The organism is Streptomyces sp. NPDC051109 (assembly GCF_044455885.1).
Classification (GTDB): Bacteria; Actinomycetota; Actinomycetes; order Streptomycetales; family Streptomycetaceae; genus Streptomyces.
Genome location: NZ_JBITFF010000003.1, coordinates 111246 through 125027 on the forward strand (window position 1 = coordinate 111246; position 13782 = coordinate 125027).

At 72.5% G+C, this 13782-nt stretch carries 14 protein-coding genes; 2 read left to right on the top strand and 12 right to left on the bottom strand.

The window, feature by feature from the left end; all coding sequences use genetic code 11:
• The first annotated feature begins 113 nt into the window (after positions 1-113).
• The gene (locus ACIBAD_RS06295) at positions 114-1109 is read left to right on the top strand and encodes a GNAT family N-acetyltransferase (RefSeq protein WP_134071502.1); all 996 of its coding nucleotides are present in this window, start codon (positions 114-116) and stop codon (positions 1107-1109) included.
• Positions 1106-1897 (top strand): transglutaminase-like domain-containing protein, encoded by a 792-nt coding sequence (locus tag ACIBAD_RS06300; RefSeq protein ID WP_134071504.1) that lies wholly within the window; start codon positions 1106-1108, stop codon positions 1895-1897. The genes ACIBAD_RS06295 and ACIBAD_RS06300 overlap by 4 nt, the downstream gene beginning before the upstream one ends.
• A gap of 70 nt (positions 1898-1967) precedes the next feature.
• Here the strand turns inward: ACIBAD_RS06300 and ACIBAD_RS06305 are convergent, their stop codons facing one another.
• From ACIBAD_RS06305 to ACIBAD_RS06360, 12 genes are all read right to left on the bottom strand, one after another.
• Entirely contained in the window at positions 1968-2585 is a 618-nt protein-coding gene (locus ACIBAD_RS06305) for a response regulator transcription factor (RefSeq protein WP_134071506.1), read from the bottom strand.
• Positions 2582-3748: a sensor histidine kinase gene (locus ACIBAD_RS06310; protein ID WP_398904909.1), complete on the bottom strand. Its 1167-nt coding sequence runs from the start codon at positions 3746-3748 to the stop codon at positions 2582-2584. Before ACIBAD_RS06310 ends, ACIBAD_RS06305 begins: the two co-directional genes overlap by 4 nt.
• 62 nt (positions 3749-3810) lie before the next feature.
• On the bottom strand, positions 3811-4566 hold the full coding sequence (locus ACIBAD_RS06315; RefSeq protein WP_030153411.1) for an ABC transporter permease: 756 nt from the start codon (positions 4564-4566) through the stop codon (positions 3811-3813).
• Positions 4566-5522, bottom strand: coding sequence for an ABC transporter ATP-binding protein (locus ACIBAD_RS06320; RefSeq protein WP_134071510.1), 957 nt, complete (start codon positions 5520-5522; stop codon positions 4566-4568). Before ACIBAD_RS06320 ends, ACIBAD_RS06315 begins: the two co-directional genes overlap by 1 nt.
• 308 nt (positions 5523-5830) lie before the next feature.
• Positions 5831-7636, bottom strand: a complete 1806-nt coding sequence (locus ACIBAD_RS06325; RefSeq protein WP_398904912.1) for a hypothetical protein — start codon at positions 7634-7636, stop codon at positions 5831-5833.
• Between the two features lie 358 nt (positions 7637-7994).
• On the bottom strand, positions 7995-8378 hold the full coding sequence (locus ACIBAD_RS06330; protein ID WP_398904914.1) for a DUF6113 family protein: 384 nt from the start codon (positions 8376-8378) through the stop codon (positions 7995-7997).
• Positions 8375-9301, bottom strand: a complete 927-nt coding sequence (mshB, locus tag ACIBAD_RS06335; RefSeq protein ID WP_134071516.1) for an N-acetyl-1-D-myo-inositol-2-amino-2-deoxy-alpha-D-glucopyranoside deacetylase — start codon at positions 9299-9301, stop codon at positions 8375-8377. The genes ACIBAD_RS06330 and mshB overlap by 4 nt, the downstream gene beginning before the upstream one ends.
• Positions 9302-9333: 32 nt before the next feature.
• Positions 9334-9528 carry a hypothetical protein gene (locus tag ACIBAD_RS06340; RefSeq protein WP_030153401.1) on the bottom strand — a complete coding sequence of 65 codons (195 nt, stop codon included), beginning with the start codon at positions 9526-9528 and terminating at the stop codon, positions 9334-9336.
• Positions 9529-9839: 311 nt separating this feature from the next.
• Positions 9840-10871 carry a dipeptide ABC transporter ATP-binding protein gene (locus ACIBAD_RS06345; RefSeq protein ID WP_134071518.1) on the bottom strand — a complete coding sequence of 344 codons (1032 nt, stop codon included), beginning with the start codon at positions 10869-10871 and terminating at the stop codon, positions 9840-9842.
• The gene (locus ACIBAD_RS06350; protein ID WP_134071520.1) at positions 10864-11838 is read right to left on the bottom strand and encodes an ABC transporter ATP-binding protein; all 975 of its coding nucleotides are present in this window, start codon (positions 11836-11838) and stop codon (positions 10864-10866) included. Before ACIBAD_RS06350 ends, ACIBAD_RS06345 begins: the two co-directional genes overlap by 8 nt.
• 12 nt (positions 11839-11850) lie before the next feature.
• Positions 11851-12852 carry an ABC transporter permease gene (locus ACIBAD_RS06355; protein WP_134071522.1) on the bottom strand — a complete coding sequence of 334 codons (1002 nt, stop codon included), beginning with the start codon at positions 12850-12852 and terminating at the stop codon, positions 11851-11853.
• A complete protein-coding gene (locus tag ACIBAD_RS06360) occupies positions 12845-13768 on the bottom strand; it encodes an ABC transporter permease (RefSeq protein WP_053691752.1) in 924 nt (307 codons plus the stop codon). Before ACIBAD_RS06360 ends, ACIBAD_RS06355 begins: the two co-directional genes overlap by 8 nt.
• Positions 13769-13782 lie beyond the last annotated feature (14 nt).

Sequence of the window (13782 nt, forward strand, 5' to 3'; positions counted from 1 at the left end):
TCGTTCCTCCTCGGTAGGGCTTTCCATATCGCGCGGGAGCGCGGCGTCGTCGATGCCCACGCCTAGTATCTCCGTTCCCGGGCACGATCCGAACAGGAGGGGCGGACAGAGCTGTGGAAATCACTGCCGGTGGGCTGCTGGAGATCCGTATTACCCCGGCTGACGTGGGTAAACGGGTCTCTGTACGACGGGTGGAGGACGGGTCGGGCGAGGCGCCCTCGTTCACTGACACGGTAGGGGTTCTCACATCCTGGGACCAGGGTGTGCTGACGATCACACGAAAGAGCGGCGAGTCCGTCCACATCTCGGAATCGTCGCTGGTGGCGGGCAAGATCGTGCCCCCGGCACCGGCCAGGCGGCGGGGTCCCGCGGCCTCTTTCGAGGAGCTGGCGAGGGTCGGCGCGCGGGCCTGGCAGCCGCTGGAGAGCGAGCCGCTGGGCGAGTGGACGCTGCGGGCGGCCGGCGGCTTCACCCGGCGGGCCAATTCGGTGCTGCCGCTCGGAGACCCGGGGGTGCCGCTGGACGAAGCACTCGCGCGAGTGACGTCCTGGTACGCGGAACGTGAACTTCCGGCGTACGTGCAGACGGCGACCGGCGCGGTCGGCACGCAGGAGCTGCTCGGCGCGGAGCTGGAGCGCCGGGGCTGGGTGAACGAGGTGTCGGCGGAGGTCCGGATCGCGGCGCTGGCGCCGATCGCGGACGTGGACACCGGTGCCACCGCCTCCGAGGTGCGGCTGACCCGCGCCCCGGACGAGGAGTGGCTCGGGATGTACGGGCGGGTCGAGGACCCGGAGGTGGCCCGGCGCGTGCTGGTCGCGGGGCCGTCGGTGTGGTTCGCGACGCTGCCCGGGCGGGCGATAGGGCGGCTGGTGGTGGACGGCCGGTGGGCCGGCTTCGCGGCGGTCGAGGTCGACCCGGAGCACCGGCGCGGAGGACTGGGCACGGCGGTGATGGCGGTACTGGCCCGGCGGGCGCTGGAGGAGGGCGCGTCGGCGGCGTGGCTCCAGGTGGAGGCGGACAACGCGGGGGCGCTGGCGCTGTACGACGGGCTCGGCTTCGCGACGCACCACGCGTACCACCACTTCCGCAATGCCGGGGCTGCGCGATGAGCGCGGAGTCGCGGGCGCGGTTCGCGGAGGAGGCCCGCTCGGAGCGGCCGGACCTCGCCCTGCTGTGCCTGCTGCTGGCCGCGGAGGCGGATCCGGAGCTGGACGAACGGGCGATGGACTGGGCGCAGATCGAGCTGGACCGGCTGGCGGGGATGCTGCCGTACGGACTGCGCGGCGCAAAGGCCTGGGCCTCGGCGGTGACGGAGCTGCTGGGCGGCCGGATGGGCTTCCACGGCACGCCCGCCGACTACGACCGGCTGTCGTCCTCGCTGCTGCACGAGGTGCTGCGGCGGCGCCGGGGCCTGCCGATCCTCCTGTCCGTCGTCTGGCTGGAGGTCGCGCGGCGCGCGGGCGCGCCGGTGTACGGGCTGGGGCTGCCGGGGCACTTCGTGGTGGGGTTCGGGGACCCGGACGAGGGGCTGGTGGTGGACCCCTTCGCCGGGGGCGCCTCGCTGGGGGCCGGGCCCGCGGAGCAGGCGGCCGAGCCGCGGACGCCCGCGCGGACGCTGGACATCGTGCTGCGGATCCTGAACAACATCAGGGCGTGGGCGGCGGCCCGGCCGGAGCAGTCGGGGGTGGCGCTGTGGGCGCTGGAGCTGTCGCTGCTGCTGCCCTCGCATCCGGCGTCGCTGCGCTACGAGCGGGCGAAGCTGCTGGTCGAGCGGGGGCAGTTCGCGTTCGGCGCCGCCGAGATGGAGTCCTACGCGGAGGTCGTCGACGCGATCGATCCGCCGGCCGCGGCGCGGATCCGCAGCGAGGCCCTGTCGGCCAGGGCCCTGCTGAACTGACCGCCCGGGCCGACCGCCCGGGCCGACCGCCCGGGCCGACCGCCCCGCGCCGCCGCGCGGGGCGGATGCGCTACAGCCAGCCCTTTTCGCGGGCCGTGCGGATGGCTTCCGCGCGGTTGCGGGATGCCAGCTTCTGGATCGCCGTCGACAGGTAGTTGCGGATGGTGCCCTGGGAGAGGTGGAGGCGGGCCGCGAGTTCGGCGTTCGTGGCGCCGTCCTCGGCCGCGCGCAGGACTTCCCGTTCGCGGTCCGTCAGCGGGTTCGCGCCTTCCGCCAGGGCCGCCGCCGCCAGGGTGGGGTCGATGACGCGCTCGCCCGCCAGGACCTTGCGTACGGCCTCGGCCAGCTGGGCGGCCGGGGCGTCCTTGACCAGGAACGCCGAGGCCCCCGCCTCCATCGCCCCGCGCAGGTAGCCGGGGCGGCCGAAGGTGGTCAGGACGACGATCTTGAGGTCCGGGACCGCGGTCCGCAGGGCCGCCGCCGCCTCGATGCCCGTCATGCCCGGCATCTCGATGTCGAGCAGCGCGACGTTCACGTCGTGCGCCCGGGCCGCCGGCACCACCTCGTCGCCGCGGGCGACCTGGGCCAGTACCTCGATGTCCGGCTCCAGCCCGAGGAGGGCCGCGAGGGCTTCCCGGACCATGGACTGGTCCTCCGCCAGGAGGATCCGGATGGGGCGTGCGCTCATGATCCCGATCCTAGGGGGACGCGGGCCAGCAGGCGGAAGCCCTTCTTGCCCGTCTGTCCGGCCGACAGGGTGCCGCCGACCGCCTCCAGGCGTTCGGTCAGGCCCGTCAGCCCGTTGCCCGCCTCCGCGGGTCCGCCCCCGCCGTCGTCGGCGACCGACAGCTCCACCACCGGTCCGGCCAGGGTCTGCAGGGTCTCCAGCCGGACGGTGCACCGCTGTGCGCCGCTGTGCCGGACCACGTTCGTCACCGCCTCGCGCAGCGACCAGGCCAGCGCCGACTCCACCTCCTCGGGGAGGTCCTCCACCGGCTCCGCCGGGAGGTCCGCGACCACGCCCGCCGCCGTCAGCGCGGTGCGGGCGCCCGCCAGTTCGCCCGGCAGGGTCGGCCGCCGGTAGCCGCTCACGGCCTCCCGTACGTCGACCAGTGCCTGCCGGCTGACCTGCTCGATGTCCGCCACCTGGCGGGCCGCCTGCTCGGGGTGCTCCGGCAGCATCCGCCCCGCCAGCTCGCTTTTCAGCGTGATCAGGGACAGCGAGTGGCCGAGGAGGTCGTGCAGGTCCCGGGCCATCCTCAGCCGTTCCTCGTTCGCCGCGAGCTGCGCCACCGTGGCCCGCGCCTCGCGCAGTTCCATCGTCGTGCGGATCATCGCGCGGATGCCGACCATCGCGAATCCGCCCATCAGGGCCGGGATCAGCAGCCCGGCCAGGTACTCGTCGCCGCCCGGCACCGCGAAGGCGGTCAGCGCGAGCAGGGCGGTGGCGCCGGGCACCGTGAACCGGGAGATCTCCCCCGGCAGCGCGGCGCCGGAGGCGATCGCCACGTACACGAAGAGGACGAGCCATTCGCGGCCCAGCGACAGCGACAGGATCGTCGCCTGCGCGGAGAGGACCGCGACCGAGAGCAGTACGCGCCGCACCTCGGACTGCCGGGCGGTGCGGAAGACGAGGACCAGGTACCAGGCGACGAAGGCCACGAGGCCCAGGCCGCCGAGCAGCCGGGCCCCGAGGCTGTGTCCGCCGCTGACCAGGTCGGTGACGGGAGCGCTGAGGTAGAACAGCCAGACGCTGATCCACAGCGACTTCACGATCTTCTGCCGGCGGTTCTCGGGGCGGAGCCCGACCCGGGGGCCGCCTTTCGTTCCCATCAGACCGGTCTCGGTCATCGGCTCCGCCGCACCGGTTCCACCGGTCGACCCCGTCGCACCCATCACGCTCGTCACACCCGTCACGCCTTCAGCGAGTCCTTGCGGTACAGCCATGCGGCGGCACCGGTGAACAGTACGAAGTACACCGCCAGGATCGCCACGTCCTTCAGGTGGGGTGCGCCCCCGAGCTCGATGGCCTGGCCGAGGCCCGCGTAGGCCCGGGTCGGCAGCCATTCGCAGATGTTCTGCAGCCACTGCGGGAAGTTCGCGGTCGGCATCCACAGGCCGCCGAGGATCGACAGGCCGAAGTAGAACAGCATCGTGATCGGGCGGACGGTGTCGCCGCTCGCCAGGTAGCCGATCGCCACGCCGAGCGCGGCGAAGACCAGGCTGCCGGCCCAGATGGAACCGGTCAGGGCGAGCCACTGCCAGGCGTCGAACCGTACGCCCTTGACGAGCGCGGCGACCGCGAACACGACCAGGATGGCGGGCAGCGAGAGCACGCCCGCGCTGGCGGTCTTGCCCAGGACGTAGCCTCGGCCGGGCAGCGCGGTCAGCCGCAGCTGGCGGACCCAGCCCTTCTCGCGCTCCTTGGCGATGCGCTCGCTGTTGCCCATCAGGACGGCGGTCAGGGCGCCGAAAGAGGCCATGGCGACCATGTAGAAGGCCGGCATGGTCAGTTCGGTGCCCATGACCTTCGTGGTGCCGTTCAGGGTGCCGCCGAGCATCAGGAACAGCGCGGCCGGGTAGAGGACCGTGAAGAACAGGTACTTCTTGTTGCGCAGGGCGCGGCTGATCTCCAGCTTGATGAGCTGGAGCGTTCCGGTGGTCGGCATTACTTGGCCTCCTCGGCCTCGGTGAGGGCGAGGAAGGCCTGCTCCAGGCCCAGCCCTGCGACTTCCAGGTTCCGGGGGTAGAGCCCCAGCGCGTACACGGCGTGGACGGTGGCGTCGGCGTCGCGCGACTGCAGCCTGACCGTGTCGCCGCGGCGCTCGTAGGCCGTCAGGTGCGGGAGGGCGCGCAGCGCCGTCTCGTCCACGGGTGCGTCCGCGGCCAGGTCGAAGGCGATCCGGCGGGCGCCGGCCCTGGCCTTGATCTCTGCGGCGGTGCCGTCGGCGAGCAGCCGGCCCTTGTTGAGCACCAGGACGCGGTCCGCGATCGCGTCGGCCTCTTCCAGGTAGTGGGTGGCGAACAGGACCGTGCGGCCCTGCGCGGCCTGCTCCCGCATCGTGGCCCAGAAGGCCTGGCGGGAGGTGACGTCCATGCCGGTGGTCGGCTCGTCGAGGACGATCAGGTCGTTGTCCCCGGCGGTGGCGAGGGCGAAGCGGACGCGCTGCTCCTGGCCTCCGGAGAGCTTGTTGACCATGCGGTCGGCGATCTCGGCGATCCCGGCGCGGCCGAGCACCTCCTCGACCGGGTGGCGGCGGGGGTGCAGGGCGCAGCCGAGGGCGACGATCTCCCGTACGGTCACGTCCTCCATCAGGCCGCCGCTCTGGAGCATCGCGCCGACCCGGCCGGCCGCGATGGCCTCGCGGGGGGCGGTGCCGAAGAGCCGGACGGTGCCGGAGTCGGCGGGGCGCAGGCCCAGCAGCAGGTCGAGGGTGGAGGACTTGCCGGCGCCGTTGGGGCCGAGCAGGGCGACGGTCTCGCCGGGGTGGAGTTCCAGGGAGAGGCCGTCGACCGCGCGGACCGCGCCGTAGCTCTTGGTCACGTTGCGGAAGGCCACCACGGGACCGGTGCCGTGGCCGGTGTCCTTCGCGGCGGCGGTGTGCGCCGAGGTCGTCGTCGTCATGACCGAAGATTCCCTCGTACGGGGGTGCGCGCGGCAGTGTCTGCGGTCGTGACTGGTGGATGACGGATGTCATGTGGCGGGCATGACAGACGCTGCGAGCGGCCCGCCCGGGGGCCGGCCGGCGGGCCGCGGGGCCGGCGGCGGACATGGCGCAGCCCCCGCCCGAGGGATCGGACGGGGGCTGCGGCGGGCCGGTTCGGCCGCCGGGTCGTGTCGTCGAAGTCCCGTCCGGCGGGCGGGTCCGGCGGGCGGGTCCGGCCCGCACGCTCCGGACGCCGCGGGCCCGGGCGGGGCTGTGCGGACGCCCCCTAGCTGCCGTTGGTGTTGATCGCGACCGTCCGCTCGGCCGCGGTCTTGCCGCGCAGCGCCTGGCGCAGGGCGCCGACGACGTCCTGCGGGGTGACGGCCGTCTTCTCGCCCGTGCCGCGCGTGATCAGGACCCCGTCGAAGGCGTTCCCGTACGTCGCCTTGAGCGCTTCCAGGTCGTACTTCTCGGTCAGGTGCCCGTCCACGACCTGCATGCTGAGGATCTTGGGCAGGGACTTGGCGCCGAACGGGAGGGACTTGCCGCCCGCCTTGACGGTCGCGACGCCGGACATGGCGGGCTCGGCGAACTCCTTCATGGCCCGGTCCAGTTCGGCCTGGTCGACGACCGGGTTCCTGGTGACGACCGGGAGTTCGACCGGGGCCGCCTTGCCGGTGGCGACCAGATCGCGGAAGGCCTTCTTGACCAGCTCGGCGGAGGCGCCCGCGTCCAGGGTGGTGCCGGGCTTGCCGGGGACGGCGACGGCCTTGCCGGTGTCGAAGGTGATGGTGCCCTCGGTGACGGTGCCGGCGGTGCCGGCCAGCTCCTGGAGCGCGACCTGGAGCTTCTCCTCGTCGACCGGCAACTCGGCTTCCGCGATGCGCTCGTTGCCCAGGAGCGAGCCGATGACCGTGACGGGGTTGTAGTCGCTGCCCGCCGCGTTGCGGACGGTGGTCTGGGCGTCCAGGCTCAGACCGGCCTTCTCGGGCTTGAGCTCGACCTGCTTGCCGCCGACGGTCAGCGTGAGCGGCGTGGCGGCGCGGTTGGCGAAGGCCGTCTGGAGCTTGCCGACGGCCTCGTCACGGCTGCCGCTGATGTCGACGCCCATGACGGTGGTGCCCTTGGGGACGTCGGAGTGGTTGAGGAGCAGCCCGGCGCCGTAGGCCACGCCGAGCAGGGCGATGATGCCGCTGCCGAGGAGGACCAGCTTGGAGCGGCCCTTCTTGACCTTGGTCGGCGTCATGGAGGCCGGCTTCGGGCGTGCGGGGGCGGCCGCCGCAGGGGCGGGGGCCGGTGTCGGGACCGGCATCGGGCCCCGGCCGGGACCGCCCGGGCCGGGGATCGGCGGGAGCGCATCGTCCAGCTCGGGACCGGGCCAGCGGGAGGCCCCGTCGCCGCGGGGTGCGCCGACCGGGGCGGAGCCGAGCGCGGGGCCGCCGGTGGGGCCCGCCGGGGCGCCGGTACCGACCGGGCCGCCGTACGCGGGGAACGCCTCCGTGGCGGGGCCGCCGTCGGTGTCGGGGTAGCCGGGGTGGCCCAGGGGCGTGCCGACGCCGGGGCCGCCGGGCATCCGGGGGGCGAGCGGCGCCTCGGGGCCGGGGCCCGGGCCGTAGCCGGAGCCCGCCGGGGCTCCCGTACGGGGACCCGGGCCGGCCGGGCGGCCCGGTGCGAAGCCGGCCCCCGGGCCGGGCGGCGGCACGGGGCCGGGGCCGGGGCCCGCCGGCGTACGGGTGGGCAGCACGGGCGCGGGACCTGCCGCGGCCGGGGTACGGGTCGGCAGCGCCGGGGGCGGAGCCGCGGCGGACGCGGGCGCCGGGGCGGGCGACTTGCGGGGGGCGAACCAGTTGCTGGCCGCCTCCTCGGGCTCGGCGGCGGGCGCGCTCCCCGCGGGCTCGGCCGCGGGCTGCCCGGCGACGGCGTCGGTCTCGGCCGCCTCCTCCGGCTCCGGCTCGGCGGCGGCCGCCACCGGCTTGCGTACGACCACCGGCGGGATCGGCCGCGAACCCGGGATGTTGATCCGGATCCGGGTCGTCAGGGTGGTCTCGGTCTTCGGCCCGTCGGTGTCGGGCGTGGACGGGTTCGAGGTCACAGGGTTCTCCTCCGAGGCAGTCGCCGCGCCAGGCCCAGGCGGCACAGGCAAGGACGGGTTTCGGCCGGTTCCGTACGGCGGTGTACCCGAGGGGTAGGCGGCTCCACCGCGCCCTTGGGGCCCGGAGGACGAACTGTCGGTTTCACGACTCAAGGCAGGTTCTCCCGGTTGGCTCCGCCGCCCGCGTGCCGTGCGCGGGCAGCTCGGCGGCCCGACCACCATACTGGCCGCCGCCCTCGCGCAACTGTCCTAGGGGAATCAGGGGTTCCTCTTCAACCCCCTCGTGCCCCCTCCGAGCAGCTCGCGGACCCCCGTCCAACCCCCGTGAACGCACACCCCGACCGAGTTCAACGGCACGTCACTTGCCGGACCGCGAGGCCGAAACCGGCCCCTCGAACGGGCCGCGCAGCGTGGCACACATCACAGCCAGCACCGCCCCACCCAAAAGGTAGACGTACATGCCGATTCCGGACGAACCGAGCAGGAAGTCCCCCTCGGGCCGCGGCACGCCGAGCACCACGTACGCGAGGAACCAGCCGAGCGCTCCGGCGCCCACGCCGAGCCCGGTCCCGACGGCGATCCGGCCTCCGAGGAACAGCCCGAAGAGCGCCAGCAGTCCCAGCAGCAGCCCGGCGGGGAACCACAGGTCCACGACGAGCCAGCCGGCCGCGCCGGTCAGCAGGCCGGCGACCAACAGGCCGAGCAGGGTGGCGATCCGCCCGGGGGTCAGGGTGCCGGTCACGCGTCCACCCCCGCGAACAGGTCGTGCTCGCGCTCGCCCGCCGGGGCGCCCGGCCGGCCCGCGACCAGTTCGTAGTACTCGCGGGCGAACAGCGGCTGGGCGAGGTCGTTGGAGAGCGCGAAGAAGGGTCCGTCCACGGCGATCTGGGTGGCGTGTGCGCGCATCGCGGCCGCTTTGGCCTCGACGAACGCCTCGTCGGCCGCGATCTCGGCGGTGACCCGGTCGTCGGCGACGACACCGGGCACGTCGTCCGGCGAAGCCAGCCCCGGGAAGGGCGCCTCGCCCTCCCCCCCGGCCGCCGTGGGACGGTGCCCCCGGGCGGCCTTCAGCCGGGCGAAGCCCTCCTCGACCACCGAGCGCGGCACCCGGTTCCAGTAGATCTTGTCGATCCGCCAGGGGTCGCCGAGGTCCCGGCGGTACGTGGCCTCCGCGGCCAGCTCCGCGCCGCGCATGGCGACCCGGTGGGCCTGGATGTGGTCGGGGTGTCCGTAGCCGCCGTCCGGGTCGTACGTGACGAGCACCTGCGGGCGGACCTCGCGGATGACCTCGACGAGATGTGCGGCGGCCTCGTCCACACCGGTGGACCAGAAGGACCCGGGCCGGAGGTTCTGCTCGGCGCCCATCATCCCGGAGTCCCGGAAGCGGCCGGGGCCACCGAGGAACCGGTGGTCGGTGACGCCGAGTTCCGCCATGGCGGCGGCGAGCTCGCCGACGCGGTGGGGCCCCAGCGTGTCGTCGCGGTCGGGCGCCAAGTGCGCGAGACCGGGCGGGATGACCTCGCCCTCCTCGCCGAGGGTGCAGGTCACGAGCGTGACGTGGGCGCCCTCGGCCGCATACTTGGCCATGGTGACGCCGTTGTTGATCGACTCGTCGTCCGGGTGCGCGTGCACGAGGAGCAGCCGACGGGCGGGAAGACCGTTCATGGGGCCAAGCCTACGATCAAGCGGCGCGCGGCCTACAGCTTGAGGCCGCTGATCATGCTGGCCACGTTGGTGGTCAGCTGGCTGAGGGTCGGCGCGATGGTCGAACTCGCCAAGTAGAACCCGAGGAGCACACAGACAGCGGCGTGGCCCGCCTTCAGGCCCGACCGGCGGACCAGCAGGAAGACGACGATCGCCAGCAGCACCACGGCCGAGATCGAGAGTGCCACGGCGTTTCACCTCCACGTCGAGCGGACATCGGTACGCGTACTCGTACTCAGTGCTCGGCGGAGTACATACCCACCGTGCGCTACGGATCATAACTATCCGTACCAGCGCATCGATCGAATTCCGGCAGCACGAGGGGCGCACGCCGCGCATGCGCAGGGTCACGGGGGAGGCCGGCCAGGGAGTCTGTACGCCTCCCCGGCCGGCTGTCGGCACCCGCACGGCCGCACGGGACCCAGGCTGCACGCCCCAGATCTCGGGACAGAAACGGTCAAGTTGCCTGCGTGTAAACCGGGTTGGCGGGAAGGTGACCCTAACGGAGCGAATCCGCGCGGGGTGGCCGGATTTCGCCTGCGAAGTGACAGGCCGAAGGGTGGGCCGCCGGACCGGAGGGGAAGGCCTCCGGAACCGCCAGCAGCGGGACCTCCTCCGTGCACCGCGGCTGGGCCTTCCAGCACCGGGTGCGGAACGGGCAGCCGGAGGGCGGATTGGCCGGGGAGGGGACGTCGCCGGCCAGGATGATCCGCTCGCGGTGGGCGCGGGCCCGCGGGTCCGGAACGGGGACGGCCGACAGCAGGGCCTGGGTGTACGGGTGGGTCGGGTGGTCGTAGATCTGCGTGTCGGTGCCGATCTCCACGACCCGGCCCAGGTACATCACGCCGACCCGGTCGGAGATGTGCCGCACGATCGAGAGGTCGTGCGCGATGAACACGTAGGAGAGGTCGAACTCGTTCTGGAGGCGCTCCAGGAGGTTGATCACCTGGGCTTGGACGGAGACGTCGAGCGCGGACACCGGCTCGTCCGCCACGATGACCTCCGGCCGCAGGGCGAGGCCGCGGGCGATGCCGATGCGCTGGCGCTGGCCGCCGGAGAACTGGTGCGGGTACCGGTTGATGTACTCGGGATTGAGCCCGACCACGTCGAGGAGTTCCTGGACCCTGCGCCGCCGGTCGCCCTTCGGGGCCACCTCGGGGTGGATGTCGTACGGCTCCCCGATGATGTCGCCGACCGTCATGCGCGGATTGAGCGAGGTGTACGGGTCCTGGAACACCATCTGGATGTTGCGGCGGACGGCCTTGAGGGCCCTGCCGGACAGCTTGGTGATGTCCTCGCCCTTGTACGAGATCGCCCCGGCCGTCGGGCGTTCCAGGTGGACCAGCATCTTGGCGACGGTGGACTTGCCGCAGCCGGACTCGCCGACGATGCCGAGCGTTTCGCCGCGCGCGAGGCCGAAGGAGACCCCGTCGACCGCTTTGACCGCGCCGACCTGCTTCTTGAACAGGACGCCCTGGGTCAGCGGGTAGTGCTTGACGAGGTCCTTGACCTCCAGGATGGTCTCAGCCACCGAGGCACTCCTTCCAGAAGAAGCACGCGCTGGCGCGGTCCGGTCCCACCTGCGCGAGCGGCGGGACGTCGGTGCGGCAGACCGCCTGCGCCATCGGGCAGCGCGGGTTGAAGGCGCAGCCGGGCGGGATGGCCAGCAGGTTCGGCGGCAGGCCCTTGATGGCGTACAGCTCCTGGCCCTTCTGGTCGAGGCGCGGGATGGAGTCGAGCAGGCCGCGGGTGTACGGGTGCGCGGGCGCCGCGTAGATCTCGTGGACGGGGGCCGCCTCGACGATCCGGCCCGCGTACATGACGGCGATCTTGTCGGCGACGTCGGCGACCACACCGAGGTCGTGGGTGATGAGGATGAGCCCCATGTTGAGCTCGCGCTGGAGCTCCGCGAGCAGGTCCATCACCTGGGCCTGGACGGTGACGTCCAGGGCCGTCGTCGGCTCGTCCGCGATGATCAGGGAGGGCTCCAGGGCCAGCGCCATCGCGATCATGATGCGTTGGCGCATGCCGCCCGAGAACTGGTGCGGGTAGTCCCCCACCCGCTGCCGCGCCGCCGGGATCCTCACCCGGTCCATCAGCTCGACGGCCCTGGCCTTGGCGTCCTTGCGGGACATGCCGCGGTGGACCTCGTACATCTCGCCGAGCTGGGCGCCCACGCTGAGGACGGGGTTCAGGGAGGACAGGGCGTCCTGGAAGATCATCGCCATCTCGGCGCCGCGGATCCTCCGCCGCTCCTCCTCCTTCATCTTCAGCAGGTCCTTGCCCTTGAAGAGGATCTCGCCGCCCGCGATCCGGCCGGGCGGCACGTCGAGGATGCCCATCACGGCCTGGGCGGTCACCGATTTGCCCGAGCCGGATTCGCCGAGCACGGCGAGCGTCTCGCCCTCCTCCACCGAGTAGTTGACGCCGTTGACGGCCTTGGCGACTCCGTCCCGCGTACGGAACTCCACATGGAGGTCGCGGACTTCGAGCAGCATGGTGACCACTCCTCAGCGCAGCTTGGGGTCGAGGGCGTCGCGGACCGCGTCGCCGAGCATGATGAACGCCAGCACGGTCAGGCTCAGCGCGCCCGCCGGCCAGAGCAGCATGTGCGGGGCGTTGCGGATCTGCGGGGCCGCGTTGGAGATGTCGATGCCCCAGGAGACGGTGGGCGGCCGCAGGCCGACGCCGAGGAAGGACAGGGTGGCCTCCAGGGCGATGTACGTGCCCAGGGCGATGGTGGCGACGACGATGACGGGGGCGACGGCGTTGGGCGCCACGTGCCGCAGCAGCATCCGGCCGTTGCCGGCGCCGAGGGCCCGGGCGGCGTGGACGTAGTCGTTCTGTTTGGCGGTGATGACGGAGCCGCGGCCGATGCGGGCGATCTGCGGCCAGCCGAGGAGCACGATGAAGCCGACGACCGGCCAGACGGTGGTACTGGTGACCACGGACAGGAAGACGAGGCCGCCGAGGACGACGGGGATGCCGAAGAAGATGTCCGCGACCCGGGAGAGCAGCGAGTCGCCCCAGCCGCCGAAGAACCCGGCGAGCCCGCCGAGCAACGAGCCGAGCAGGGCGGCGCCGAGGGTGGCGCAGACGCCCACGGTGATGGAGGCGCGGGCCCCGTAGACGGTACGGGTGTAGACGTCGCAGCCCTGGGTGTCGTAGCCGAAGGGGTGGCCCGGCGAGGAACCCTGCTGGGACTTGGACAGGTCGCACTGGAGCGGGTCGCCGCTCGCGATGAGCTGCGGCCAGATCGCGATGATCACGAGGAACAGGATCAACAGCGAGGAGATGATGAAGACGGGGTTGCGGCGCAGCTGGTGCCAGGCGTCGGACCACAGGGAGCGGGCCTTCTCGCCCGGACCGGTGGGCGCGTCGCCGAGCGTCTTCTCCAGGCTCTCGGCCTCGTCGAGGGCCAGATCCATGGGGCCGCCCTGGCCGGTGGGGGCGATGGCCTCCCCCTTCGCGGGTTCCAGTGGGTCGTAGGCGGGCTCGTTGCGCTCAGGCATAACGGATCCTCGGGTCCAGGACCGCGTAGAGCAGGTCGACGAGCAGGTTCGCCAGCAGGAAGACGATGACGAGGATGGTCACGAAGCCGACCACCGTCGGGGAGTTGTTGCGCAGGATGCCCTGGTAGAGCTGGTATCCGACGCCGTGGATGTTGAAGATCCGCTCGGTGACGATGGCGCCGCCCATCAGGGCGCCGATATCGGTCCCGATGAAGGTGACGACGGGGATGAGCGAGTTGCGCAGCAGGTGGCGGGTGACGACCCGGCGGCGCGGCAGGCCCTTGGCGACGGCGGTGCGCACGTAGTCGGCCTTCACGTTCTCGGCGATGGAGGTGCGCGAGAGCCGGGTGACGTAGGCGAGGGAGACCAGCGCGAGCACGATGCCGGGCAGGATCAGCTCGTTGAAGGGGGCGTCCGGGGAGACGGTGGGCCGGACCCAGCCCCATTTGACGCCGAAGAGGTACTGGAGGAGATAGCCCGTCACGAACGTCGGCACGGAGATGACGACGAGGGTGAGCACCAGCACGGAGGTGTCGACCGACTTGCCGCGGCGCAGCCCGCTGACCACGCCGAGGGTGATGCCGATGACGATCTCGAAGAAGATCGCGACGATGGTCAGGCGCAGGGTGACGGGGAAGGCCGAGGCCATCAGCTCGGTGACCGGCTGGCCGTTGAAGGCCGTGCCGAAGTCGCCCTGGAAGATCTGGCCCATGTAGTGGAGGTACTGCTCCCACAGGGGGCGGTCGAGGTAGAGGTCCTTGCGGATGCGCGCGGCGGTGGCGGGGTCGGGCGCCTTGTCGCCGAAGAGGGCGGCGACCGGGTCGCCGAGCGCGTACACCATGAAGAAGATCAGGAACGTGCTGCCGATGAACACCGGGATCATCTGGAGCAGCCGCCGGATCACATAACGTCCCATGGACTGCTCCAGGA